Origin of the sequence: Kitasatospora sp. NPDC002965 (genome assembly GCF_040611255.1) — a bacterium.
Classification (GTDB): Bacteria; Actinomycetota; Actinomycetes; order Streptomycetales; family Streptomycetaceae; genus Kitasatospora.
This window is the reverse complement of the sequence record NZ_JBEXNT010000070.1, coordinates 15,285-38,046: the sequence shown is the minus strand read 5'-3', so window position 1 is coordinate 38,046 and position 22,762 is coordinate 15,285. Positions and strand designations below refer to the sequence as shown.

Annotated in this window: 21 protein-coding genes; 9 read left to right on the top strand and 12 right to left on the bottom strand. The window is 73.2% G+C overall.

The window, feature by feature from the left end:
- Positions 1 to 57 precede the first annotated feature (57 nt).
- Positions 58 to 663 carry a flavodoxin family protein gene (locus ABZY91_RS25030; RefSeq protein WP_355405320.1) on the bottom strand — a complete coding sequence of 202 codons (606 nt, stop codon included), beginning with the start codon at positions 661 to 663 and terminating at the stop codon, positions 58 to 60.
- Positions 664 to 738: 75 nt separating this feature from the next.
- Positions 739 to 1,473: an alpha/beta hydrolase gene (locus tag ABZY91_RS25025; protein WP_355405319.1), complete on the bottom strand. Its 735-nt coding sequence runs from the start codon at positions 1,471 to 1,473 to the stop codon at positions 739 to 741.
- 239 nt (positions 1,474 to 1,712) lie between these two features.
- On the opposite strand from ABZY91_RS25025, the gene ABZY91_RS25020 reads away from it, so the two are divergent.
- A complete protein-coding gene (locus tag ABZY91_RS25020) occupies positions 1,713 to 2,111 on the top strand; it encodes a helix-turn-helix domain-containing protein (protein WP_355405318.1) in 399 nt (132 codons plus the stop codon).
- A gap of 39 nt (positions 2,112 to 2,150) precedes the next feature.
- Here ABZY91_RS25020 and ABZY91_RS25015 read toward each other — a convergent pair whose 3' ends face one another.
- Positions 2,151 to 3,254: a glutamate--cysteine ligase gene (locus ABZY91_RS25015; RefSeq protein ID WP_355405317.1), complete on the bottom strand. Its 1,104-nt coding sequence runs from the start codon at positions 3,252 to 3,254 to the stop codon at positions 2,151 to 2,153.
- A 57-nt stretch (positions 3,255 to 3,311) separates the two neighbouring features.
- On the bottom strand, positions 3,312 to 4,277 hold the full coding sequence (locus ABZY91_RS25010; protein ID WP_355405316.1) for a DUF5937 family protein: 966 nt from the start codon (positions 4,275 to 4,277) through the stop codon (positions 3,312 to 3,314).
- A 78-nt stretch (positions 4,278 to 4,355) separates the two neighbouring features.
- On the opposite strand from ABZY91_RS25010, the gene ABZY91_RS25005 reads away from it, so the two are divergent.
- Positions 4,356 to 5,210: an alpha/beta hydrolase gene (locus tag ABZY91_RS25005; RefSeq protein ID WP_355405315.1), complete on the top strand. Its 855-nt coding sequence runs from the start codon at positions 4,356 to 4,358 to the stop codon at positions 5,208 to 5,210.
- Positions 5,211 to 5,243: 33 nt separating this feature from the next.
- Here ABZY91_RS25005 and ABZY91_RS25000 read toward each other — a convergent pair whose 3' ends face one another.
- The gene (locus tag ABZY91_RS25000) at positions 5,244 to 6,530 is read right to left on the bottom strand and encodes an MFS transporter (protein ID WP_355405314.1); all 1,287 of its coding nucleotides are present in this window, start codon (positions 6,528 to 6,530) and stop codon (positions 5,244 to 5,246) included.
- 55 nt (positions 6,531 to 6,585) lie between these two features.
- On the opposite strand from ABZY91_RS25000, the gene ABZY91_RS24995 reads away from it, so the two are divergent.
- Positions 6,586 to 7,365 (top strand): helix-turn-helix transcriptional regulator, encoded by a 780-nt coding sequence (locus tag ABZY91_RS24995; RefSeq protein ID WP_355405313.1) that lies wholly within the window; start codon positions 6,586 to 6,588, stop codon positions 7,363 to 7,365.
- Between the two features lie 229 nt (positions 7,366 to 7,594).
- Here ABZY91_RS24995 and ABZY91_RS24990 read toward each other — a convergent pair whose 3' ends face one another.
- Positions 7,595 to 7,825 (bottom strand): DUF6296 family protein, encoded by a 231-nt coding sequence (locus ABZY91_RS24990; RefSeq protein ID WP_355405312.1) that lies wholly within the window; start codon positions 7,823 to 7,825, stop codon positions 7,595 to 7,597.
- A 496-nt stretch (positions 7,826 to 8,321) separates the two neighbouring features.
- Here ABZY91_RS24990 and ABZY91_RS24985 point away from each other — a divergent pair, with 496 nt between their 5' ends.
- From ABZY91_RS24985 to ABZY91_RS24975, 3 genes are all read left to right on the top strand, one after another.
- Positions 8,322 to 9,824, top strand: a complete 1,503-nt coding sequence (locus tag ABZY91_RS24985; RefSeq protein ID WP_355405311.1) for an FAD-dependent monooxygenase — start codon at positions 8,322 to 8,324, stop codon at positions 9,822 to 9,824.
- Positions 9,825 to 9,973: 149 nt separating this feature from the next.
- On the top strand, positions 9,974 to 11,152 hold the full coding sequence (locus ABZY91_RS24980) for an alpha/beta fold hydrolase (protein WP_355405310.1): 1,179 nt from the start codon (positions 9,974 to 9,976) through the stop codon (positions 11,150 to 11,152).
- A gap of 17 nt (positions 11,153 to 11,169) precedes the next feature.
- Positions 11,170 to 12,009 carry an amidohydrolase family protein gene (locus tag ABZY91_RS24975; protein ID WP_355405309.1) on the top strand — a complete coding sequence of 280 codons (840 nt, stop codon included), beginning with the start codon at positions 11,170 to 11,172 and terminating at the stop codon, positions 12,007 to 12,009.
- Positions 12,010 to 12,019: 10 nt separating this feature from the next.
- On the opposite strand, the gene ABZY91_RS24970 is transcribed toward ABZY91_RS24975, so the two are convergent.
- From ABZY91_RS24970 to ABZY91_RS24960, 3 genes are all read right to left on the bottom strand, one after another.
- Positions 12,020 to 12,712 (bottom strand): TetR/AcrR family transcriptional regulator, encoded by a 693-nt coding sequence (locus tag ABZY91_RS24970; RefSeq protein WP_355405308.1) that lies wholly within the window; start codon positions 12,710 to 12,712, stop codon positions 12,020 to 12,022.
- Between the two features lie 259 nt (positions 12,713 to 12,971).
- Positions 12,972 to 13,529, bottom strand: coding sequence for a type 1 glutamine amidotransferase domain-containing protein (locus ABZY91_RS24965; protein WP_355405307.1), 558 nt, complete (start codon positions 13,527 to 13,529; stop codon positions 12,972 to 12,974).
- Between the two features lie 42 nt (positions 13,530 to 13,571).
- A complete protein-coding gene (locus ABZY91_RS24960) occupies positions 13,572 to 13,790 on the bottom strand; it encodes a DUF6479 family protein (protein WP_355405306.1) in 219 nt (72 codons plus the stop codon).
- A 315-nt stretch (positions 13,791 to 14,105) separates the two neighbouring features.
- Between ABZY91_RS24960 and ABZY91_RS24955 the strand changes: the two genes are divergently transcribed.
- Positions 14,106 to 14,366, top strand: a complete 261-nt coding sequence (locus ABZY91_RS24955) for a DUF4235 domain-containing protein (protein ID WP_355405305.1) — start codon at positions 14,106 to 14,108, stop codon at positions 14,364 to 14,366.
- Positions 14,367 to 14,613: 247 nt separating this feature from the next.
- A complete protein-coding gene (locus ABZY91_RS24950) occupies positions 14,614 to 15,051 on the top strand; it encodes a hypothetical protein (RefSeq protein ID WP_355405304.1) in 438 nt (145 codons plus the stop codon).
- A 252-nt stretch (positions 15,052 to 15,303) separates the two neighbouring features.
- Here the strand turns inward: ABZY91_RS24950 and ABZY91_RS24945 are convergent, their stop codons facing one another.
- Together ABZY91_RS24945 and ABZY91_RS24940 are read right to left on the bottom strand one after the other, a co-directional pair.
- Entirely contained in the window at positions 15,304 to 16,491 is a 1,188-nt protein-coding gene (locus ABZY91_RS24945; RefSeq protein ID WP_355405303.1) for a YncE family protein, read from the bottom strand.
- A 265-nt stretch (positions 16,492 to 16,756) separates the two neighbouring features.
- The gene (locus ABZY91_RS24940; protein ID WP_355405302.1) at positions 16,757 to 19,132 is read right to left on the bottom strand and encodes a hypothetical protein; all 2,376 of its coding nucleotides are present in this window, start codon (positions 19,130 to 19,132) and stop codon (positions 16,757 to 16,759) included.
- 437 nt (positions 19,133 to 19,569) lie between these two features.
- On the opposite strand from ABZY91_RS24940, the gene ABZY91_RS24935 reads away from it, so the two are divergent.
- Entirely contained in the window at positions 19,570 to 20,805 is a 1,236-nt protein-coding gene (locus ABZY91_RS24935) for an amidohydrolase (RefSeq protein ID WP_355405301.1), read from the top strand.
- Positions 20,806 to 20,962: 157 nt separating this feature from the next.
- On the opposite strand, the gene ABZY91_RS24930 is transcribed toward ABZY91_RS24935, so the two are convergent.
- Positions 20,963 to 22,114, bottom strand: coding sequence for an RICIN domain-containing protein (locus ABZY91_RS24930; protein WP_355405300.1), 1,152 nt, complete (start codon positions 22,112 to 22,114; stop codon positions 20,963 to 20,965).
- Positions 22,115 to 22,762 lie beyond the last annotated feature (648 nt).

Sequence of the window (22,762 nt, the reverse complement as noted above, 5' to 3'; positions counted from 1 at the left end):
CGGCACCGAGTACTCGGTGCCGGCCACCGTCATGCCCGGACGGGACGGGCCCCGGGCTCACTCGGCAGGGGCCGGCCAGGGGCGCCCGGTGAGGGCGGAGGCCACGTGGTGGAGGTTGGCCGCCATGGTGCGACCGGTGGAGTGGGCCCAGTCGTGGCCCTTGTCGTCGTCCAGGTAGTCGGGGCCGGGACCGGGGCCCAGGTGCCAGTAGGTCCAGGCCTGGGCGGGAATCGTGTAACCGATGTCGACCAGGCCGCCGGAGATCTCGCTGATGACGTGGTGGGCGCCGTCCTCGTTCCCGGTGACGACGACGCCGGCCACCTTGCCGTAGGCGACCGGCACTCCGCGGTCGTCCGTCTCGGAGATCATCGCGTCCATCCGCTCCAGGACGCGCTGCGCCACGGAGGACGGGCGGCCGACCCAGGTCGGGGAGGCGACGATCAGGATGTCGGCGGACGTGAGCTTGTCGTGCACGGGCGGCCACTGGTCTCCGTGGCCCATGTCCGTCCCCACTCCGGGCCGGATGTCCAGGTCGACGGCGCGGACGGTTTCCACCTCCACACCGAGGCTGGTGAGTTCGTTCGCGACGACGTCGGCCAGGGCCTCGGTGTTCGACGGCTCGGGGGACGGTTTGAGGGTGCAGTTGATGACGAGAGCTCGCATGAGCCCCGCCTACCCCGCCCGGAGTCGGGTATGGCCCCCGGGCGGTCGATTCATCCGGACGGCGGCCCCGCCGCGTCAGACGCTTCTTTGCAGCAGGTCGCTGAGCTCCACGGGCTTGGTGATCATGGAATCGTGGCCGCTCTCCAACTCGTAGACGCGAGACGGCCGGCCGTTGGGCTGAGCGTTCGGGACGGGTCGGCGAGTGACGCCTTCGGGCTCGCTGCCGACGCAGAGAATGTGAAGCCGGGGGATCAGCGCCTGTGCGGGGTTGTCCATCTCGGCCGGCTGCTGGAAGCAGAGGACCGACTCGTCCGAGAGCGTGGTCCTGAGCCAGGCGATGTCGCCGGGGTCGGTGACACCGAACAGGCCGAGCGGCGGGCGGAACTCCGGCAGCGGCGGAATCCGCCAGGGCTGGGCGCTGCCGGCGGCACCGTCGATCAGGACCTGGGTGAACGGCATGACATCGATGGCGTTCTCACCGTGCGTCGGCACCATCGCGTCGATGTACACCAGGCGGGAGATGCGCTGGGGGACACGGTTCGCCACGCCGGAGATGACCATTCCCGCGTAGCTGTGCCCGACGAGGACGACGTCGCCGAGGTCGTGGTCGAGGACGAGGCCGACGATGTCGTCGACGTGGGTGGTGAGCCCGGTCTCGGGGCTGAGCAGGTGCGCCTTGTCCCCGTGGCCGGTGAGGGACGGAGCGAAGACACGGTGGCCCCGGGCGGTGAGCAGCGGGGCGACGCGGTTCCAGGACTGCCCGTCGTGCCAGGCGCCGTGGACGAGGACGTAGGTGGTCGAGTGGGACACGGATGCTTCCTTGGTGTGAGCGGGTGGTCCTGCCGGCAGGTGGAGGTGCACGCATGCGGGTGCGGAGCGGTGGACACCCCGGGCACGGGGCAGCCGAGTTGGCGGTTCAGCAGGGAAGGCGCCGTCTCGGGTCGTGCGAGTGGGGCGAGAGGATGCCGGCCTCGGTGCCCGTCGGGACGGTGCGCTGCATGCCGTCGACGTTAGGCAGCCGACAGGTACCTGTAGGTACCGTTCAGCTCATGAGTCTCCGTCCCGGAACCGTCTTCCTCTCCGACTGCCCCGCCCGCCTGGCCGTCGAGGTCATTGCCGGCAAGTGGGCCGTGGTCACCCTCTTTGCGCTGAGTGACGGTCCCTTGCGGCACGGCGAGTTGGTCGAGCTGATCGGCGGCGTCTCGCGCAAGGTGCTGACGCAGACGCTGCGCCGGCTCCAGGACCACGGGCTCGTCGAGCGGCGTACCTACGCCGAAGCGCCACCCCGCGTGGAATACGGCCTGACCGAGCTCGGGCGCACCCTGGAGGGGCCCATCGCCCTGCTGACCGAATGGGCGAGATCCAACGGTGAAGCGATCGTCGCCTTTCAGCAGGCGGCTGAGACGGCTGAGGTGACAGACGCCTCGGACCGTGAGCGACGCCCCTGACCCGGGTCGCGGGCCGTGATCCTGCCGCTACCGTGCGGTTCAGGCCCCGGTGGTCTGGTCGGCGATCATCGCGAGGAACTGCCGTCGGCCGTGCTCGCGCAGGACGCGGCGCTGGCGCACGGCGCCGTTGCCCTCGCGCAGCAGGCGCTCCAGCACCGGGACGACGTGGCGGTGTTCGCCGTCGGCCTCCAGAGCGGCGTCCACGTGCTCCAGGAGCGTCGCCGCCGCGGCGGCCGGGGCGACCAGCCGGCCGGCGAGGGGGTCGAACACGGTGCCGGTGCAGCCGTGGCGGGCGCCGTGCCAGACGGCCGCCGCCAGCTGCTCCGGCAGGACGGCCGGGCCCGGCCGTCCCGCGTGCTCGTCGGCGAGTGCACGGGTTGCCAGGGCACGGACCACGCCGGCCAGCATGACCGCCTCGTCGGGCCGGAGCTGGACGTCCATGGCGCGTGTCTCGACCGTCGGGTACCGCTCGGAGAGCCGGACGTGCCAGTAGAGCTGTCCGATGTCGGGGATCAGACCGTCGCGGACGAGCGCCGTGGTGCGGCGGTCGTAGTCGCGGTCGCCGTCGAAGTGCGGGGGCGGCCCGCTGACGGGCCAGCGTCCGAAGACCGGGGTGCGCCAGGAGGCGAAACCGGTGTCCGTGCTGTGCCACAGGGGCGAGTTGGCGGCGAACGCGATCAGCAGCGGCAGCCAGGGGCGCAGCCGGTTCAGCACGGTGACGCCGGCGGCCCGGTCGGGGACGCCGATGTGGACGTGCATGCCGGCGATCAACTGCTCGTCGGTCAGGCGCCCGGTGTCGCCGCGCATGGCGCGGTAGCGGGCCGTGGGTGTGACGGGGACGGGCAGTCCGTCGGTGTCGGCGAACGGGGCGGCGGCGCAGGCGGCGAGCACGCAACCGTCCGCGCGGGCGGCCTGGCCCAGTGCGTGGCGCATCCGGAGGAGGTGGCCGCCGCCCTCGTCGAGGTCGTGGCAGACCGGGGTGGCCACCTCCAGCTGGGCCTGGAGCAGCTCGTGCTGCACCTCGCCGCTGTCCAGGGCGGGCTGCAGTCCGGCCGCGTCCCGGACCTGGACGGCCCGGGCGCGGGGCAGTCCGGTCACCGCGTCGAGGAGGAGGTACTCCTCCTCCATGCCGAACGTGAGCATGCCGCGCGTCTACCCGTTCGGGGCGCCGGCAGTCGTTCCCGCGGTGCCCGGTCCCGGTCAGCCCGAGGGTTCGGCCGTGAGCACCGTGCCCGTCCGGGTGCGCAGGTGTACGGCCGTGCGGCCGGTGCGGCGGGTCGTCACCAGACCGGCGGCGCGGAGGGCGCCGAGGTGCTGGGAGACGGCGCCGGCGGTGACACCGAGGCGGGCGGCGAGGTCGGGGGTGCTCAGCGGTTCGCCGAGTTCGGAGAGCAGCGCGGCGCGGGTGCGGCCGAGGACGGCGGCGAGGCCGGCGGAGGTCGGGCGGGGCTGTTCCCAGAGCAGCCCGACGCCGGAGGCCGGGTAGCGGATGGAGGCGGCGGTGCGGGGGGAGTGGTCGACGATCACGTCCGGCCAGCCGAAGACGGACGGCATCAGCACCAGCCCGTGGCCGCCCGCCTCGACGGTCCACGCCGCACCCGAGCGGCGGCGCCCGTGCACCACCAACTCGCCCTCCCGCCAGACCACGTCGCCGTGCAACTGCGCGAAGAGCCCCTCCACCCCGCCGTCCACCAGCGCCACCGCCCGCCGGCCCAGGTCCGCCTCCAGCACCGCCCGCATCCGCCCCCAGTGCGGGGCCACCAGCCGGGCGTGGCAGCGCGTCAGCGCATCGGCGGCCCGTTCCAGCAGCACGGCCGGCTCCGGCAGCCGCCCGGCCCGGGCGCCCAGCGCGGCGGCGCACTCCGCCACGACGTACGCCGGGTCCGTCGTCCGCAAGCCCGCCACCTCGGCGTCGAACGCCGGCAGGCGCTCCTCGGGCACGGGGAACAGGAACGACGGCAGGCAGCCTTCGAGCAGCGTCCGCAGCAACGGCAACTGCGGCTCCTCCGCCAGCACCGGCTGCGCCTCGCGCACCCACGGCCGGTGCACCTCGTGCCCACCGACACCGAGCGCCGCCCGCACTCCGAGCACCGTCTCGGCCAGCGGCGACACCGCCAGCCGCACCCGCGCCACCTCGGCCGCCGAGAGCCGGATCTCCACCGCCACGTCCGCCCCACTCCGCTGATCGTTTAGCCCTGGCTGAACGATAGCCGGGCCCGGCCGCCGTCCCCCAGGCTGTCCGCCATGGAGTTCTTCACCTCGTACGACGGAACCACGCTCGCCTTCCGCACGCTCGGGGACGGCCCGCCGCTGCTCTGCCTCCCCGGCGGACCCGGCCGCGCGGCCGAGTACCTCGGCGACCTCGGCGGACTGTCCGCCCACCGCACGCTGATCCTGCCGGACACCCGGGGCACCGGCGCCTCCGCGATTCCCGCCGACCCGGCCACCTACCGCGTCGACCGCCTGGTCGCCGACGTCGAGGCACTGCGCCGCCACCTCGGCCTGGACCGCGTCGACCTGCTCGGCCATTCCGCCGGCGGCAGCCTGGCCATGCTCTACGCCGCCGCCCACCCCGACCGGCTGAACAGCCTGACCCTGGTCACCCCCTCGTTCGCCGCCGTCGGACTGCCCTCCGACACCGGTGTGGACGAGGTGATCGCCGCCCGCGCGGCCGAGCCCTGGCACGCCGGGGCCGTGGCGGCGCACCGGCACATGACGACCGCGAACAGCTTCGCCGAGGCCGCGCCGTACCGACTCGCCTTCGAGCCGCTGATGTACGGCCGCTGGGACGACGCCGCGCGCGCCCATGCCGCCGCCGACCCCGCCCAGCGCGCGCTCCCCGTCAGCGAGCACTACTACCAGGGCTACACGCCCGACGCCGGGGAACTCCGCCGGCGCCTGGGCGCCCTGCACCGCCCGACGCTGCTCCTCGCGGGCGAGGTGGACCTGTGGCCCACCGCCGGAGCCGCCGCCGACGCCGCGTCACTCTTCGCCGAGGTGACGCTCGCCGTCCAGCCGGGCGCCGGCCACTACCCGTGGCTGGACGACCCGCAGGCGTTCACGGCCGTGCTGGAGGGCTTCCTGTCCGCGGTGGGCTAGGACGTCCCTGCCGCGCTCGCGGGCCGTGGCCCTTCAGGAGGACGCCAGGACATGGCGGTCGCGGCTCGCGCCGAAGGCCGCGACGGTCTGCGCGACGAGCACGGCGAGCAGCACGGTGACGGGCAGCGACCATCCCCCGCTCGCGGAGTGCAGCAGGCCGAGACCGAGCGGGCCGAGGCAGGCGATGAGGTAGCCGATCCCCTGGGCCATCGTCGAGAGCCGGCCGGTGTGGTGCGCGTCGGGCGAGCGGGCGACGATGTAGCCGAGGGCGAGGCCGACGGCGAGGCCCTGGCCCAGCCCGAGGGCGGTCATCCAGAGGTAGGCGCCCGACACGGGGGACGTGAGCAGGCCGACGAAGCCGGTCGCGCACAGCAGGGCGGCCGCCAGGGGCGCGACGAAGGCCGGGCGCAGCCGCTCCTGCAGCCAGGGTGCCGCGAAGGATGCGGCCATGCCGGGGAAGCTGGAGAAGGAGAGCATCCATCCGGCCTGGCCGGCGCTCATGCCGTGGTCCTGCAGAAGCGTCGGCAGCCAGGAGAGGATCGCGTAGTAGCCGAGGGACTGCAGGCCCATGTACAGGGTCACCGCCCAGGCCGTTCGGTCGCGCCACAGCGCCTTGAGCGTGGGTGCGGCGGTATCGGCTCCTCCCTGCTTCTCCGGCTCCTGCCGCCGGCGGTTCGGGGAACGCCGCTCCGGTGCGAGCAGTTCGGGAAGCCGGGCGAGGGCGGCGACGAGGGACGGGACGGCCCCCAGCACGAGCACCTGTCGCCAGCCCCAGCCGGTGGCCGACTCCAGCGGGACGACCACGCCCGCGGCGAGCGCGGCTCCGCCGGACAGGGCCAGGGAGTAGCAGCCGAGCATCAGCCCGGCGCGGCCGGCGAAGTCGTGCTTGACGAGCTGCGGCATGAGGACGTTGCCGACCGCGATCGCCGCACCGGCGATCAGCGTGCCGCCGAAGAGGGCGAGCACGCCCGGGACCGAGCGCAGCACGATGCCGCCGGTCAGCGCGAGCAGCGCGTACCACAGCAGGTGGTGGGGTCCGAAGCGGCGGGTGAGCCGGGGCGCGAGGAACGCGAACGCCCCGAAGCAGACGACCGGCACCGTCGAGAGGGCTCCGCCGCCGAAGGAGGAGAGGTGCTCGTCGTGCTCGACCTCCGTGAGGAGCGGGGACAGGGACGCGACGGCGATGCGCAGGTTCAGCGCGGCCAGGCCGAACGCGAGAGCGGCTTGGACGGTGCGCGCCCCGGCCCGTCCGGGAGGGGACGGCTGCCGGGACGCCGACGGGCGGGCCGCTGGGGCCTGATGGGTCAGTGGGCTGTTCATGCCGTCCACTCTCGGGCGGAGCCGGGTCGGCGGGCTACCGGTAGGATGCCAACCCATGGGGGAAACCCGCCATCTTGATCCCGCGGAACGCGGCCGTATCGCCCTGGCGCACGGGCAGCGGCTGCCCACCCATGCCCACGACCGCGGTCACCTGGTCTATCCGGCCACCGGCGTGCTGTCCGTGACCACCGCCAGGGGCACGTGGATCGCTCCGCCGACCCGGGTGGCGTGGACTCCCGCGGCCTTCGAGCACCACCACACCGCGCACGGCAACGCGGACATGCGGATTCTGTTCCTGTTCGACGCACTCGCCGCCCGACTGCCCGCGCATCCTGCGGTGCTCACCGTCTCGGGGCTCGCCCGCGAAGCCCTGCTCGCCCTCACGGCCGAGGAGGCGGACACCGGTGTGCGGGCGCCGGAGGCGGTCGACCGGCTGCACGCGGTCGTCGTCGACGAGCTCACCGCGGCGCCCGAGCAGCCGCTGCATCTGCCCGAGCCGGCCGACGACCGGCTCCGGGCGCTGACCGCCGTCCTCTACGCCGACCCTGCCAATCAGCAGACCCTCGCCGAGCTCGGCGCGCGCGTCGGGGCGAGTGAGCGTACGCTCAGCCGGCTCTTCGGGCAGGACCTCCGGATGAGTTTTCATCAGTGGCGCACTCAGCTCCGCGTCCACCACGCGCTCACCCGGCTCGCCGCGGGGAAGTCCGTCACCGACACCGCTCTCGCCTGCGGCTGGGCCAATCCGACGAGCTTCATCGAGGCCTTTGCCGCTCTCGTCGGCGAGACCCCCGGCCGCTACCGCAAGCGTCAACTCCCTGCCGAGGGCGGCAGCTGAGGGCCGCCGAGGCCCGCCCTTCAGCCGCTCCTGGGCCCGGGCGCCGACGTCGGCGCCTGCCGAACCCGCCCAGACCGTTCCGGGCGCGTTCCGGGAGGCGTCGCCAAGTCGGTCCTGAAGGGTGACAGCGGCCGGGTGTCCGCCAACCGGCAAGGGGTGAAGGCCAAGGTCCGGCCGTTCCTGCCCGGCAGCGGGAGGGACGTGGGCGAGGCCGGGGCGGCAGGCGTCCTCAGGACAGGCCGGCCAGTGAGGTGATCCGCAGACCGGGCGCGCACCGGAGCACGCGGTGGTCGCCGCCGCAGGTGATCTCGACCTCCAGGCCGCCGTCGCCGTCGATGTAGACGCGGTGCCCCGCCGGTCCGGTCCTGGCGCTCGCCGTCACGACGGCGCAGCGGACCGCGCCGGCCGGGTCCCGCAGGCTCACCAGGTAGGCGGCGGTGGCGCCGGTCAGGGTGGTCATGCGACCGGGTGGTCGAGGCGGAGGGACCGGCCCAGGGCTCGTGGGGTTCCGCTGTCGGTGTCGGACATGACGATCACCTTTCAGTGTCGAAGCTCCGTGCGTCGCACGGATCCCACCACCCTGCCTCCTGCCGGCGCGGGACGCGCGACAACCCGTGCGGGGGCTCGGCTGCCCGGAGGACGTTGCGCGCGAGCCGGCTGCCGACCGGAGCCCGGTCGCCGCCCTCCTGCTCCCGCATCCGCGGAGGGGGGCGGTCGCTGGAGCGGGCGCTTCGTGCGCCGGTCTTGCCCCGCCCTCCGTAAATGGCTACGTTGTATCCAAAAGGCTTTTCGGTACTGCCGTAGCCGATAGCCGGCGACCGGGCTCCCGGACGTCCGTCCGGCGAGCGCGCGGTCCGTTTCGGCGGACCTTCGGCGGATTTTCGGAGGACCTTCGACGGGCCCCGGTGCCGAATCCCGTCACCCTTCCCGGCAAGATCAACTTGAGGCCGATCACCATGACAGAACCCCACGACACCGATGTCCTCGTCGCCGGGGCCGGACCCACCGGCTCCACCCTGGCGGCCGACCTGCTGCGGCGCGGCGTCCGCGTCCGCGTCGTCGACAAAGCGACACAGGCCTTCCAGGGCTCCCGCGCCAAGGGGATCCAGCCCCGCACCCAGGAAGTGTTCGAGGACCTCGGCGTCCTTCACGAGGCACACGCCGAAGGCGGCCCCTACCCGCTCGCAGGACTCCACCTCGGACCGTTCACCGCGCCGTGGCGGATGCAGCAGCGGAACAGGCCGACCCCGGACGTGCCGTACCCGAACATCCTCCTGCTGCCGCAGCACCGCACCGACGCCATCCTGCACCGTCTGCTCGAACGCCACGGGCTGCGCATCGAATACGGGGCCGCCCTGGAGACCTTCGAGCAGGACGCCGACGGCGTGACGGCGACGCTCTCCACCGGCGAGCGGGTGCGCACCCGGTACCTCGTCGGCGCCGACGGCGGCGCGAGCGCCGTCCGTGCGGCGACCGGTCTCGGTTTCGTCGGGGAGACCGACGACTCCGACAAGACCCTCATCATCGACGGCACGATCGACGGACTGTCCCGCGACCGGTGGCACATGTGGCCCGGCGCGTCCGCCGGAGCGTGCCCGCTGCCGCACTCCGACCAGTTCCAGGTGATGATCCGACTGAAGCCGGGCGACGCGCCGGATCTCGACCACGCCGCCCTGACCCGCCGGTTCCACACCCTCACCGGCCTCAAGCTCCGCGACATCACCTGGACCTCGGTGTTCCGGCCCAACGTCCGGCTCGTCGAGCGCTACCGCGCGGGCCGGGTCCTCCTGGCGGGCGACGCCGCCCACGTGCACACGCCCGCCGGCGCCCAGGGCCTCAACACGGGTGTGCAGGACGCCTACAACCTGGGCTGGAAGCTCGGGCAGGTGATCGCCGGCTCGCCGGACGACCTGCTCGACAGCTACGAGGCCGAACGGCTCCCGATCGCCGCAGGCGTCCTCGGCAAGTCCAGCGAGCTCTACAGGAGCCTCGGCAGGCACCGTGTCGCGGGCCTGAAACGCGGAGACGAGGAGCGGCAGCTCGGACTCACCTACGCCGGCGGCCCGCTCGCTCCCGGCGACGCCCCGGCCACCAGGACCCTGCACGTGGGCGACCGGGCGCCCGACGCGCCGTGCACCGCCCCCGGCACCACCCGCGTGTTCGACGTCCTCCGGGGACCGCACTTCACACTGCTGGCCTTCGGCCCCGGCGCCACCGCGGCCCTGCCCGGCCTGACCTGGCCGTCCGAGGGGGCCGAACTGCACCGCTACGCCGTCCGCGACGGGCGCGGGATCGACCGTGGCCACCTCACCGACGCCACCGGCCGGCTGTCCGGCATCTACGGCGTCGACGGCGACGCGCTGATCCTCGTCCGGCCGGACGGGTACATCGCCGCCGTCATCAAGTCCGACTGGCCGGCCTCCTTCGCCACCGCGACCGCGGCCTACACCCCGCAATGACCCGGCCGGGCCGTCCGGCGCCCCACGACGCGGCCGGGGCGCCCGCGGTCGTTCCGCACGCCGACGAGGACGCGCACCCCGCCCCGCCGCCACCGGCCGGACAGTCCCCGGCGTACCGCCCGACCAAGTCGAACAGGAGGAGCTCAGGAATGCCGGCACCCCAGGAGGTCACCGAGGGCCGCCCGGCCCCGGTCGTGACCCTGACGTTCGTCGGCCACCGCACCGGGACGGAGGAGGCCACGGCGAGGCTCTCCGCCGAATCCCGGGCCGCGCTGCGCCAGTTCTCCCCGGAGCGCATCACCGGCTACGGCGTCGACCACGCCGATGCCGTCGAACTGCGCGCCCGCGTGATCGAGGGCCAGGACTGGCACTCGGCTGCCACCGACCTCGCGGACGCGTGCCTGCGCCGCGTCGACGGCGCCCCCGGGGCCGTCGGCAGGCCGACGCGGGCCGCCTACCTTCGCCGTGCGTCCGCCCTGCTGCGCATGAGCCAGATGATGATGCTGTCCGACACCGCCGAGCGCCGATCGGTCTTCGCGCGTGCCGCCGAGTTCTACGCGCAGGCCGCCGAGCTGGGCGCGGACCGCGAACGCGTCACGATCGCGACCGATCGCGGCCCCTTGGCCGGGTGGCTGACCCCCGCCTCCGGGACCGCGGTCGGTGCGGCCGTCGTCATCGGCGGCGTCGAGGGCTGGGCCATGGACTTCGACAGCATCGGCGAGGCGCTCGCGGCGCGCGGCGTCGACGCACTGCTGCTCGACGGTCCGGGCCAGGGCGAGACGAGGCTGAGGCACGGTCACTACCTGACGGCGCAGTGGCGCGAGGCCTACCGGCACGCCGTCGACTTCCTCGACGCGCGCTCGCCGGGCGGTCCGATCGGGTTCGTCGGCAACAGCATGGGAGGCAGCTTCGCCATGGCCGTCGCCGCGGCCGACACCCGGATCCGGGCGTGTGTGGACAACGGCGGTCTCCACGCCCCGTGGCTCGTGCCCCCGACCATGGGCACCTTCTTCTCCAAGATGGTGGCCACCTGCGGGACCGAGGACGAGGAGCGGGCCGCGGACGTCTGGAGGACCGTCACCCCGCTCGCCCACGGGCCCAACGCCGGCTATCCGCTCCTGGTCCTCCAGGGCGGCGGGGACCCCATGATCTCGATGGAGCTGGCGCAGACCCTGCTGGACGGCGCGCCCACGGACGACAAGCAGATGGTCGTCTTCTCCGACGGCGACCACTGCGTCTACAACCACCGGCACGACCGCGACACGCTCATCGCCGACTGGACGCGGGCCCGCCTGTGCGGCACCCCGAGCCCCGCCGTCGTGTCCTGAGACGAGGAAGCACACCCATGCAGATCATCGACGCACAGATCCACCTCTGGGCCGGCGCGAGCGCGCCACCGCACCACTGGCGCGCACCGTACACCGTCGAGAACGCCCTGCGCGACATGGACGAGGCCGGTGTGGACCGCGCCGTCAACTGCCCGGCGATCTGGGACGCGGGCGCGAACGACTACGCGGTGGAGGCGGCCGAGCGGTACCCCGAGCGGTTCGCGACTCTCGGCTGGTTCCCCCTCGACGCCGCCGCGGACGAGTCCCTCGTCGACGCGTGGCTGGACAAGCCCGGCATGGTGGGGCTGCGCTTCGTGATGGCGGCGCCGGAGACGGCCGGACGCCTGGCGTCGGGCGCGCTCGACTGGCTGTGGGAGGCCGCCGACCGTCGTGGCATCGCCGTGGGGATCATGGTGATGCCTCCGTACCTGCCGGCCGTCGGCGACATCGCCGCGCGGTACCCCGGCATCCGCCTGATGATCGACCACCTCGCCGCCAACCCGTTCGAGAGGCTGCCCGGGGCGGCGGCTCACCTCGACACCCTCCTCGGCCTCGCCCGCCACCCCAACATCGGGGTGAAGGCCACGGGCGTACCGGGCATGGCGACGGACCCCTACCCCTTCACCAGCACCCACGGCGTACTGCGGCAGGTCTTCGACGCGTTCGGTGCCGAGCGGATGTTCTGGGGTACCGACATCACGCGTCTGCGGTGCTCGTGGCGGGAGGCGGTGACGATGTTCACCGAGGAACTGCCCTGGCTGCGGGGCCGTGACCTCGAACTCGTCATGGGCCGCGCCGTGGCCGACTGGATCGGCTGGAGCCGACCGGCGGAACGGCCGTCGGCACGACGACCGTAGGAGGCGCGCGTCAGTGCCACTCCGAGGCTTTAGCCGGCTTCGGCTCAGGCTTCGGCTCCTGCTCCTGCTCCTGCGGCGAGTCGAGCCTGGCCCGTTCCAGCCCGACGAGGAGCAGGTCCAGACCGAACCGGAACTCCTCGTGGAGCGGGACGGAGGTCAGCTCCGCCGCCGCAGCCGTCGTGGCCGGATACTCCTCCGGGTCGAGCGAGTCGTAGTACTCCCGCAGGTGAGACCGGTCGTCGGCGCCTGGAGCCCCGGGGCCGTGCTGCTGGATGGCGAAGCCGATCACGTAGTGGCCGATCGCCGTGAAGGCGCGGGCTGCCAGGCCGACCGGGAACCCGTGGCCCAGGAACAACGTGATGAGGCCCTCCCTGGCACGGAGACCGTTGGGACCGACGGGGACCCGGGCCGCCAGCAGGGGCAATGCGTCGGGGTGCCGGCACAGCGTGCCGTACAGGGCCTCGGCCGAGACGCTGGCGGCTTCCTGCCACGGCAGGTCGGCGAGGTCTTCGGGCGGGACGCGGACCTCGCCCAGGATCCTGTCGGCGACGAGGGCGAGGAGCTCGTCCTTGCCACTGAAGTGCCGGTAGAGCGTCGCCGTGCCGGAGCCCAGCGAATCGGCGACCATGCGCAGCGTCAGCGCCTGGATCCCGACCTCGTCGATCAGTCTCAGGGCCGCGTCGACGAACTGCCCGACCTCCATCGGGGGACGACCGCGCCGGTATTCCGGGGCCGGCGCCCGGCCCGCCCACCAGGCGGGACTTCCCGGGACCGGCTTGACCTTCGACGCCATGAAGCAGTGGCCCTCTCGGCGGAGCTTTGCTGAGGAGTTTCGGACGTATCGTATCCGTTTTCGACATCGGGCCGGGGGCGAGCCCGGTCAGCCCCGGACGGGGGACCCCGCCCGGGGCTGACCGGCATCGGACGGCCCCGGACGGCGTGCGTACGGGCGCGGGCCCGCCTCAGTGCTGTGCGGTCTCCAACGCGGCGTCGATGCCGCGCAGGAACGCGTCGAGGTCGTCGGGGTTGCGGGAAGTCACCAGCCGCCAGCCGCCGGAGTCGTCCTCGACGAGCGGCCGGTCGGTCCAGGTCGCGCCCGCGTTGCCGAGGTCGGTGCGCAGCGACGGGTACGAGGTGAGGGTCTTGCCGTCGGCCACACCGGCCTCGGCGAGCAACCAGGGGCCGTGGCAGATCGCGGCGATCGGACGGCCGGAGCCGGCGAAGGCACGGACCAGGTTGACGGCCTCCTTCTCCAGCCGGAGCGTGTCGGCGTTGATCGTCCCGCCGGGGACGACCAGCAGGTCGTAGTCGTCGGCGTTCGCTTCGGCGAGGGTGTGGGTCGGCTGCACGGTCTCGCCGGGATCCTTGTCCCCGATCAGGGTGCGGATGCCGTCCCGGGAGACGGCGGCGATGTCGGTCTGGATACCGCTCTCGCGCAAGTGCCCGACGGGTACGAGGAGTTCGTCCTGCTCGACGCCGTAGTCGGTCACGATCGCGAGTGCTCTGGCGGTGCGGGTCATGGTCTCCTCCGGTTCAGGGGTCGGAATTCGGTGTCGGCGGGCCTACGCCTGCCCGTCCCGGGGCCGGCGCCGGCCGGAGTGCCGGCCCGGTCCCCGGGAGGCCCGGCCGGCGTAGGGCGGCGGCCGGCGCCGTTTCTGCCTGCGGACGCCCAGCAGGACGGAGCCGACCAGGGCGCCGCCGATGGCCAGGACCACCAGGACCAGCAGGATTCCGGACACGGCGGGGCCCGCTGCGGACGCGTTGGTGAGCATCGTCGTCATGGACTGCGGGTGCCCGTGATCCGCACGGCTACACGCGGCCCGGGTGTGGCGGCCGGGTGTGGCGACGGCGTGGTGGTGAGTCGCCGGGGTGCGCCTTCGGTCGGAGGTGGGCGGACCGGGTATCGGAGGGTTGGGAGGCACAAGGAGGGAAAGACGCCTGCGCACGGCGCTCCTCCCCGGGCGCGGGGACGGCAGGGCGGGGGAGGGGAGGGAGCCGTATGCCCGGCCCCGTTCCACCGCGCCCGGCCCGATGGACGCAAACGCCGGTCCGACGCAGCCACGTGCAGCCCGGGCGGCACGATCGAGGAGAGTGTGATGATCAGAATTCTCTACAAGCCGTTCGGTCTGCTCGCCGGCGCTCTCGGAGGAGTTCTGGCCGGTGCCCTCTTTCGACGGCTCTGGAAGCTGGTCGGGGGCGAGGACGACGCGCCCAGCCCCACGGACGAGGACCGGAGCTGGCGCGGGGTGCTGACCGCGGCCGCGCTGCAGGGCGCGGTCTTCGCACTCGTGAAGGCGGCGGTCGACCGCGGAGGAGCCGTGGGCATCCGCCGGCTGACCGGAACCTGGCCCGACTGAGAGCCGGCCCGCGTGCCCCCGGGGGGCGCTCGCACCCGGATCGATTGGTCGGCCCGCGGCGCGTTTGCCGGGCGCACATCCGGTCAGACGGACGGAGGACCCGCGGAACGACGGAGGGAATCGGCATGAGGACCGGTGTGAACGGGGGCCGCACGACGGGCTTCCGACCGACGGGGCGGCCCGTCCCCGAGCAGGCGACGGCGACCGCCAGGACCGATACCGACGCGATCAAGGAGTGTGCGCACCGATGACCCGCGAGCACAGCAACGAGAAGACGGTCCTCCCCACTGCGGCGGACCTCTCGGCCCGGATGGCCGACACCCGCGAGCGGCTCACCGACGTCGTCGACGTCGTGGTGGCGAAGGCGGACGTGGGCGCCCGGGCACGGGACGCCGCCGCACATGCCAGGGAGAGCATCGGCCACACGGCCGACCAGGCCCTGCACGCCGTGGTGGAGCAGATCGGCGAGGTTGCCGACAGTCTGCGCGCCGGGGGCGTGCAGGTGAAGGAGCACACCGTAGGTCTCACGGACTCGGCCGGCGAGGTGTTCGAACGGCTCTCGGAGACCTCGACCCGCGGACGGGCCCTGAAGGACTTCCGGTACAGCGGCCCGGTGCTCGTCGCGGTCGGGGGTGCCTTGCTCGCCACGGCTGTGATCGTCACCGTGCGCCGCCGCCGTAGGTGAGGTGACCCACCGCCGGTCGGACGTCCGTCGGAATGCGGGGCCGGCACCGGATACCCGCGGATACCCGGTGCCGGCCCCGCACCGTGTCCCCACGGTGGCCCGCCAGGACCGTCCGTTGGGTGGCCGCCGACCGTTGGGGGGCGGAGCTCAACGCCCACGCCCCACCCGTACGCCGCGCGCCGGAACCGGGACGACCCGGGGCCCCGCCGTCACGCGGTAGTTGTCAGGACGCGGCTCCCGTCGTCCCGGGCGTCAACCGCCGGCCTGTTCCGGGAGGACGGCGACGGAGAGCGGAAGGTGGCCGACCGGGAGGCGGGTGGTCCGGCCGGTGGCGGTGTCGACGAGGGTGAGGCCGTTCCAGCCGCCCTCGCGGGTGAAGCCGCCGGCGACGTACGCGGTGCGACCGTCCGGCGAGAGGGTGACGGTCTCGTGCGGGCCGTCGAGGGGGAGGACGCGTTCCGTGCCGTCCGGGGAGCGGATGGTGAGGGAGGGGCCGGCGTCCGTGGCGGGGTCGATCGGCCCGGTGCCGACCACGTAGAGGGTGCCGTCGGGGGCGATGGTGGCGCCGTGCTGGTGGGTGTTGGCGGTCATCGGTTCGACGGTGGTGCGGCCGGTGGACGGGTCGACGACGGCGAGGCGCTCGCCCTCGAAGGGAAGCAGCAACGCGCCGTCGGCCGGGCGGACGGCGGCGTAGTGGGGCTTGAGCCAGGAGCCGAGGCCGCCCTCGGTGCCGTACGGGGCGACCTCGATGCGGCGGGTGTCCCAGGTGGCGGTGTCGACCGTCGTCACGTCGAAGGAGTCGTGGCCGGTGACGTAGACCTGGCGGCCGTCGGCGGACACGTCCACGTCGAAGGGGCGGCGGCCGACCGGGACGACCTGGACGACGGCGCGGGTGGCCGTGTCGACGACCTCCAGGGTGCCGTTCCCCCCGGGCACGTTGACGCCGACGTAGACCCGGCTGCCGTCCGGGGAGAGGGCGAGGCCCATGCCGCCGCCCCGGTACTCGCCGGTGGCCACGGGGCCGGTCCGGGTCCTGTACGGGACCAGCGCGGTTCGCGTGCGGGCCCGGGTGTCGACGGCGGCGACGCCCTCGGCGGTGGCCACCCAGGCGGTGCCGTCGGGCGCGACGGCGAGGGCGTAGGGGCCGGTGCCGACCCGGACGGAGCCCAGGTCCGCTCCGCGGTCGGTGCGGGACGGGTCGACGAACGTGACGGTGTCCGCACCGAAGTCGGTGACCAGGAGGACGGGGGCCGGCCGGTCCGGCGAGCCGGAGGGCTCGGCGGCGGTGGGCGCCGCTGCGGTTGCACTCAGGCCCGGGTTCGGGCTCGGGCTCGGGTCGGCGGCCGGCGGTGCGGGTGGGGTGTGTCCGCAGGCGGCGAGTAGCACGAGGGCTGTCGCCGCGCCCGCGGCGGCCCGGGCCAGGGCGGCCCGAACGGCCACCTCCGATCCTCGACGGAACCGCCGGCCCGGTCGGCCGGTGACAGGGGGGTGGTCGGTCATCGAGGGTTCCTCCACGAAGGGGCCGCCGGTCGGCGCCGGTGGGCCGCGGTGCGCTCCAGCCTGTACCTTCGGGCGCCGGCGGGGGATCGGCAGCCCGGCCCGTCCGACGCCGCCGGTCGGTGGACGACGGGGTCAACCGATCGGTTGACCCCGGTGCCCGTGCCTGCCAGGAAGGCGGGCCGTGGAGGTGCTCTCCGGTCTCCCATCAACCTCCCAGGGCCGGCGACAGGAGAGGCGATGACGCGGACGCATCGGCGGGTGCCGGCGGCCACGGCCACAGATTGCGACGGCAGCTTTCCAGGGCGAGGCCGGCCAGGCCACCATGACATGCCCAGCGATGAGGATGCCCATCCGTGAACTGCGGCTGCTTCAGGTCCGGACCCGTCAACACGATGGGCAGGACCGGGCGAACGAAGCCGTCCGTATTGTTCGTCGTCATGAGGGAGGGGGCGCACAGCTTGTTGAGGACATCGCGCTCACCGGGTTCGAGGTGCTCACGCATGACGGCCACCAAGAGAAAGCATTCGATTCCCTGCGCCCGCAGATGGGCTTGGATCTCGGACAACAGACTGATGTCGTCGTCGTTGATGAGATCGCCGTGCTGCGCGTTGAGTCCACCCTTGACTTCCCCGACGACGACCACCGGTCGGGGGCCGTCGTCAAGGATCACCACCAAGTCGACTTCGCGAGGCTCGGGCTTGAAGTGGAACCGAACTCCCAGGTGGCACGACATGGTCGTTCCGCTCGACGCCGGCAACATGCTTCTCGGGAAGAGTTCCCGGTGGTAGGCAGCGAGAACGGACACGGCCGCCATGACCGGCCGGGTCTCGGTCATCAAGTTCTTGGTGAGGCCGTCCGCCAACTGGAACCGCCAGTCGAAGCGCCGCCCGGCGGCACCCAGGACGAAGCCTAGAGGGAACTCACGGTGGCACCGAGGGCAGGCCACCCGGGGTTCCAGCCGGATTCCCTGCACCTTGATGTCCCCGCGACACTCGGGGCAGTGGAGCGGGGCGACCGGGTCCAAGAGCCCGAGCCGCTGCAAAGCCAGGACGACGTTCTTCGGGTAGTTCCTGTGGTCGTCCGAGTTTGCAAGTGGGCCCGGCCACCGTTCCTTGTGCTTGCCTGCCATGCCTTCGAGCTGGCTCTGTACCATGCCGTCGACACTCTTGGAGACCTCGTGCAGCACTCCCCAGACGGCCGGTTCGCATCCGACGCTGCTGCCGATGCCGCCAAGCCTGCGAATCAGTCCTGCCACGTTTCGGCCGTTGGGCTCCTGCTGCGGATCCCAATTTGACCCGCTGAACAACGCTCTGAGGAGATCGGCGGTCTCCAGGAGGCTGTGGTGCACGTGGTCGCTCACGCCGTCGGCCACGACACCGAAGACCCGCCCGCCGCGGGCAGGCCGATGGAACGGCGCAGGGAGGTTGGCTGACTGGAGTGCCAACAAGCTGCTGAACGCGCGCAAGTTGGGCAGCACCGGAGTTCGGTCAGGGTGCCCGGGGGTCACGCTGTCGATGACGACGTGGGCAGCGACGATTCCCGCGTGGTGCCGATCGGGCCGCCAGCGCTCCGGCCCGAACCGGGGCATCGGCAGTACCAACTTGGTCTGTTCGGGTACGAGGGGGAGCGAGAATTCCTTGACGGAGGATGTCATGAACGGGTGCCGTCCGCGCTGAGGGAAGGCATACGCCGTCGTTCGCCCCGCCACGGCCGTGATGCTCAGATCCTGGAGGAGAGCAGCGAGGTCCTCGGGGATCCGTCGATGCCGTCCGATCACGGTGATTGACGCTCCAAGGTCGAGACCGTCGCCTCGTACCGAGCGGTCGAGCGCGTTCTCGACCAGCGCTCTGCGGAGCCATCGCTCCGCCGCTTCGAACACCCGGGCAGAATGCGCGACCGGCCAGGGGAAGACGCGGTGGCCGACCGCGCGGGCTGTCCAGAAGGCGATGAGGTCGGCGGGATCCTTCACATCGACGAGGACGATGTGAGTGGCGCAGTCATCCGAGTCGTACTCCATATCGAGGCCGGTGAGGCCGATCGGTGTGACGAGTCCGTCGAGATCAGGCACTCGGTCATTGACGCCGATCGCGTGAGCCTCGGCAACCAGGGCGAAGCGGGAGCGCAGATCCACGGCTGCGGGGTAGCCGCCGTAACGGCCGAACCACACCTCGAACAGCGGAGCGAGAGGATCACTCGCATTCCACTCGGGCAGGACGAGACGCCGGTTTGGCGCGGGCTCGTCCAGCAGCCACTCCACCGGGAGTACACCGGGGCCGTGCAGTCGATCAGGGCTGCCGAAAGGGGTTCCTTGCTGTGGGTCCCACCGGTACCCCTCGGTGCTGGAGATCTCCTGCGCGGCCGGGTCCTGAGCCACGGGATGGAGAACGTCGATGGACAGTGCCTCGGCGGTCCGGAGAATTCCCGGATCGCCAGGTACCAGCCACGGATAGTGCATCCCACCCCAGACGCAGGTCGACGCTTGTGCCGCACTGGACACGGCCTCGGCAACAGGCTGGAGAACCATCCCAACCCTGACCGGCCTGATGCCGATTGTCCCGTTGACATGTCCGGTGTGAGGCATTTCCCGTACTCTCGTTCATCCGGTTGAGTGAGGGAGACGCTACCTGCCGCATCCGGCAGGATGTGATCGCTTTTCGGGAAGGGCTACTTCAACAGCAGCCCCGAGGATGCGAGCCCTCGGGGCTGCCGGCGGTGGCCGGCCGTACGGCTGTCAGGAGCGTCCGGGGGGGCGTAGGCCCGTCCGGAGGCCCGCCGGCGCGAGGGGCGCGCGAAGGGTGCGCCGGGCGGCGCCGGGCGGTGCCGGGTGGGGAACGGGGGCCCGGCGATGATAAACAGACTGTTGCAGGAAATGGTGGGATGTTTCGCCGGCGGGCTGTCCGTCGGGCTGTCCGTCGGGTTGTCCGTCGGGCAGTCCGCGGCTGGATCGGTGTCCGCACCGGCAGCAGGGAGCAGCCCACCGCCCGCCGACGCGACCGCACCGAGGAAGGGTTGACCCCCGTGACCGCAACCACCGCCACCGCCACCGCCACCGTCTTCCGCAACGTCCGTCCGTACGGCGCCGATCGCGCCGTCGACCTGTTCGCCGCCGACGGTCTGCTGGTCGAGCGCCTGCCGGCCGGCGCGGACCCGCTCGTCGTGGAGGGCGAGGGGCGGATCGCCCTGCCCACGCTGGTGGACGCGCACATTCACCCGGACAAGACGGCCTGGGGCGAGCCCTGGTACAGCCGGCGCCCGGCCGGCTCGCTCCCCGAGTACGTCGGCGGCGACGTCGACCTCTACCGCCATCAACGCACCCCGCTCGCCGCGCGCGCCCAGCGGCTGCTGGCCCACGCCGTGGCCTGCGGCACGCGCGCGGTCCGGGCCCACGTGGACGTCGCCCCCGCCTACGGGCTGGACGGGGTGACCGGGCTGGCCGAGGCGCGCGAGCGGTTGGCCCCGGCGCTGGACGTCCAGCTGGTGGCCTTCCCGCAGCACGGCGTCCGCCGCACCCCCGGCGCGGCGGAGCTGCTGGCCGAGGCGGCGGCGAGCGGACTGATCGACGCGGTCGGCGGGATCGACCCCGCCGGCTTCGACGGAGGACCGGACGGCGAGGGTCCCGCCCAGCTCGACCTGGTCTTCGACCTGGCCGAACGCCACGGCCTGCAGCTGGACGTCCACCTGCACGACCGTGGCGAGCGGGGCCTCGGCCCGCTGCGTGACATCCTCGCGCGCACCCGGGCCGCGGGCCTGGCCGGCCGGGTCGTGGTCAGCCACGCCTTCTGCGTCCCGGAGCTCGCCGGCGAGCGGCTTACCGAGCTCACCGACCTCGCCGACCTCGCCGACGAGCTGGCGGAGGCCGGCGTCGGCCTCACCACCGTCGCCCCCTCGGCCCACCAGGTGCTGCCGTTCCGCGAGCTGCAGTCGCACGGCGTGCGCGTCGGCCTGGGGTCCGACGGCGTGCGGGACTCCTGGAGCCCGTACGGCAACGCTGACATGCTGCACCGCGCCCACCTGCTCGGCTGGACCACCGGTGCCCGCACCGACGAGGAGCTGAGCGACTGCTTCGCCCTGGCCGCCGACGGCGGCGCCGACCTGCTCGACCTCCCGCGCGTCACCCTCCGGCCGGGCTCCCCGGCCGACTTCATGCTGCTCTCCGGTGAGTGCCTCCCGCAGATCGTGGTCGACCTGCCCCCGCGCGACGTCGTCGTCCACGCCGGCCGCGTGGTCGCCCGGGACGGCCGCTTCCTCGGCTGACACCCGCCGGGGGCGGGCTGCCTCGTTCGGCCTGGTGGCGGGTGCTCGACGTCGGGTGCGAGGTGCCCGGCCCGCGGGGCGGACCGACGGCCGGGACGCGCGGTGCGTCGATCGCACGGTCGCCGTACGGGTCGGTCGGGCGGGCCGGGCGGGCGGGTCAGCCCTTCCCGTCCTCGGCCCAGGTGATGTCCATCTGGTCGATGAAGTAGCGGCCGTCGAAGGAGAGGAAGACCTTGGACGTGGTGTCGTTGTCCGCCATCCAGGTCTTGTTCCACTGCACGACGGTGCCGGCGCCGTCGTGCCTGGGGTAGTAGAGGCCCTCGCGGCGCACCGGGTGGTGGTAGAAGCCGTGCCCGTTGGCCAGCCGGTACGGCGTCCTGACGAGGGCGCCACTGACGTCGTCGAAGAGCGCGGCGGGGAAGTTGGTGCGGGCGACGAGCTTCGGCGGGACGTAGTGGACGTCGACCTCGCCGCCGTCCACGTAGCGGGCGGGTTCCCCCGGCAGCCGGTGGAACGCCTTGCGTACGGCACCCGCACGCTCGTAGCTGTCGGTGAAGGTCACGAGGCTTCCCTCCCGGCCCTCCGTGTACCAGTCGCCCTGGGAGTACTGGTCGAAGTCGAAGGTCCCGATGCGCGTGCCCGGAGCGAGGAGCTCGCCGGAGACCTCCCGGAAGATCGTCTCTCCGAAGATCTCCTCGATGATCCGCCCGTACTTCTCGTAGCGGCGGGCCGGCACCCGGACCTGGCCCGTCCCCACCGGCAGGTCGGTGGCCTTCGGCGCCGGAGCGGGTGCGGGCGCCGGCGGTGCGACGGCCGCGGGTGCCCAGGCGGTGCAGGACTTGTCCTCGGCTCCGGCGCCCTTCTCCAGGACCAGCGGTCCGCCCGGCCGCTCGGCGGCCGGGTCGGCGAGGCCGAGGAGGCAGTTGGAGGAGTCGTTGAGGGCCATGAGCCGACCGGTGTCGCGCTGGACGAAGGCCCGCCACGCCTGCCGCCAGTACGAGGAGTCGCTGCCGGTGTCGGAGAATTTGGGTCGCAGGGTGACGGCGGCGCCCTTGCCCGTGCCCTCGGCGGTCAGGTAGAGGCCGGTGGCGGCGTGCCGGATCCGGTGGTTGATCACCCGGAACCGCTCGGCCACCCACCGCTCGCCGTCGGCGCCGGTCTCGGGCCCGAGCACCACGGGGGTGCCCTCCGGGCTCCCCGCCGGGGCACCCGCCACCAGGCCGGGAATGCGGTGCAGGCGCAGGACGAAGGTCTCGGTGGGCCAGTCGACCAGCATCGTGAACAGCCTCTCGGTCGTCGAATGTGACATGAAGTCACCACATGATCACCTGATCGGGTGAGGATGCGCCATGGTGCACGGCACACCGCGGCGCCGCACCACGAGGCTGTGCTCCGGTACCCGCCGAAGGCCCGTACGGACAACCCGGTCCGCGCAGGACCTCGCCGTGCCGTTCGACCGAGGGCCGGGAGGGGCGCCCTCGGGCCGGGGCGAGGTGACGGTCGCGGTGACCGCGAGCGGTCTCGGCGCCACCGGCTCCGCCGGCCTCCTCGACCTGCTGTGGATGCTCCTCGACGCGGCCCTTGCCCTCGCGGCCGGAGGGGCCGCCGTGCTGCCGGCCAGGCGTCGCCGCGGCGGCCGCGGACGGAGCGCGGGGCGCTCCACGGCCGCCCAGGCCGGAGGTCCGGCCGGGCCCGTCCGGAGGTACGGGACGGCCGCTTGTTGCCTGAACTCGTGCAAAACAGGATAAATAGTGACTATGGACCCTCGCCCGGGTGGAAGCGACGTGCACCGTCCGGCCGGCCCCCGGGCCGGCGTCGGCGCCGGCGCGCCGACGCCCGGAGCGGGTCGCCGACCCCCCGGGAAGGGCGGCGGTGGTCCGCACGGCGACCCGCCGCCACCGGCGTCGCCGCCCCGGCCACCGGGCGGGACGGCCGGGCGCAGCTTCGCCCGCGAGGT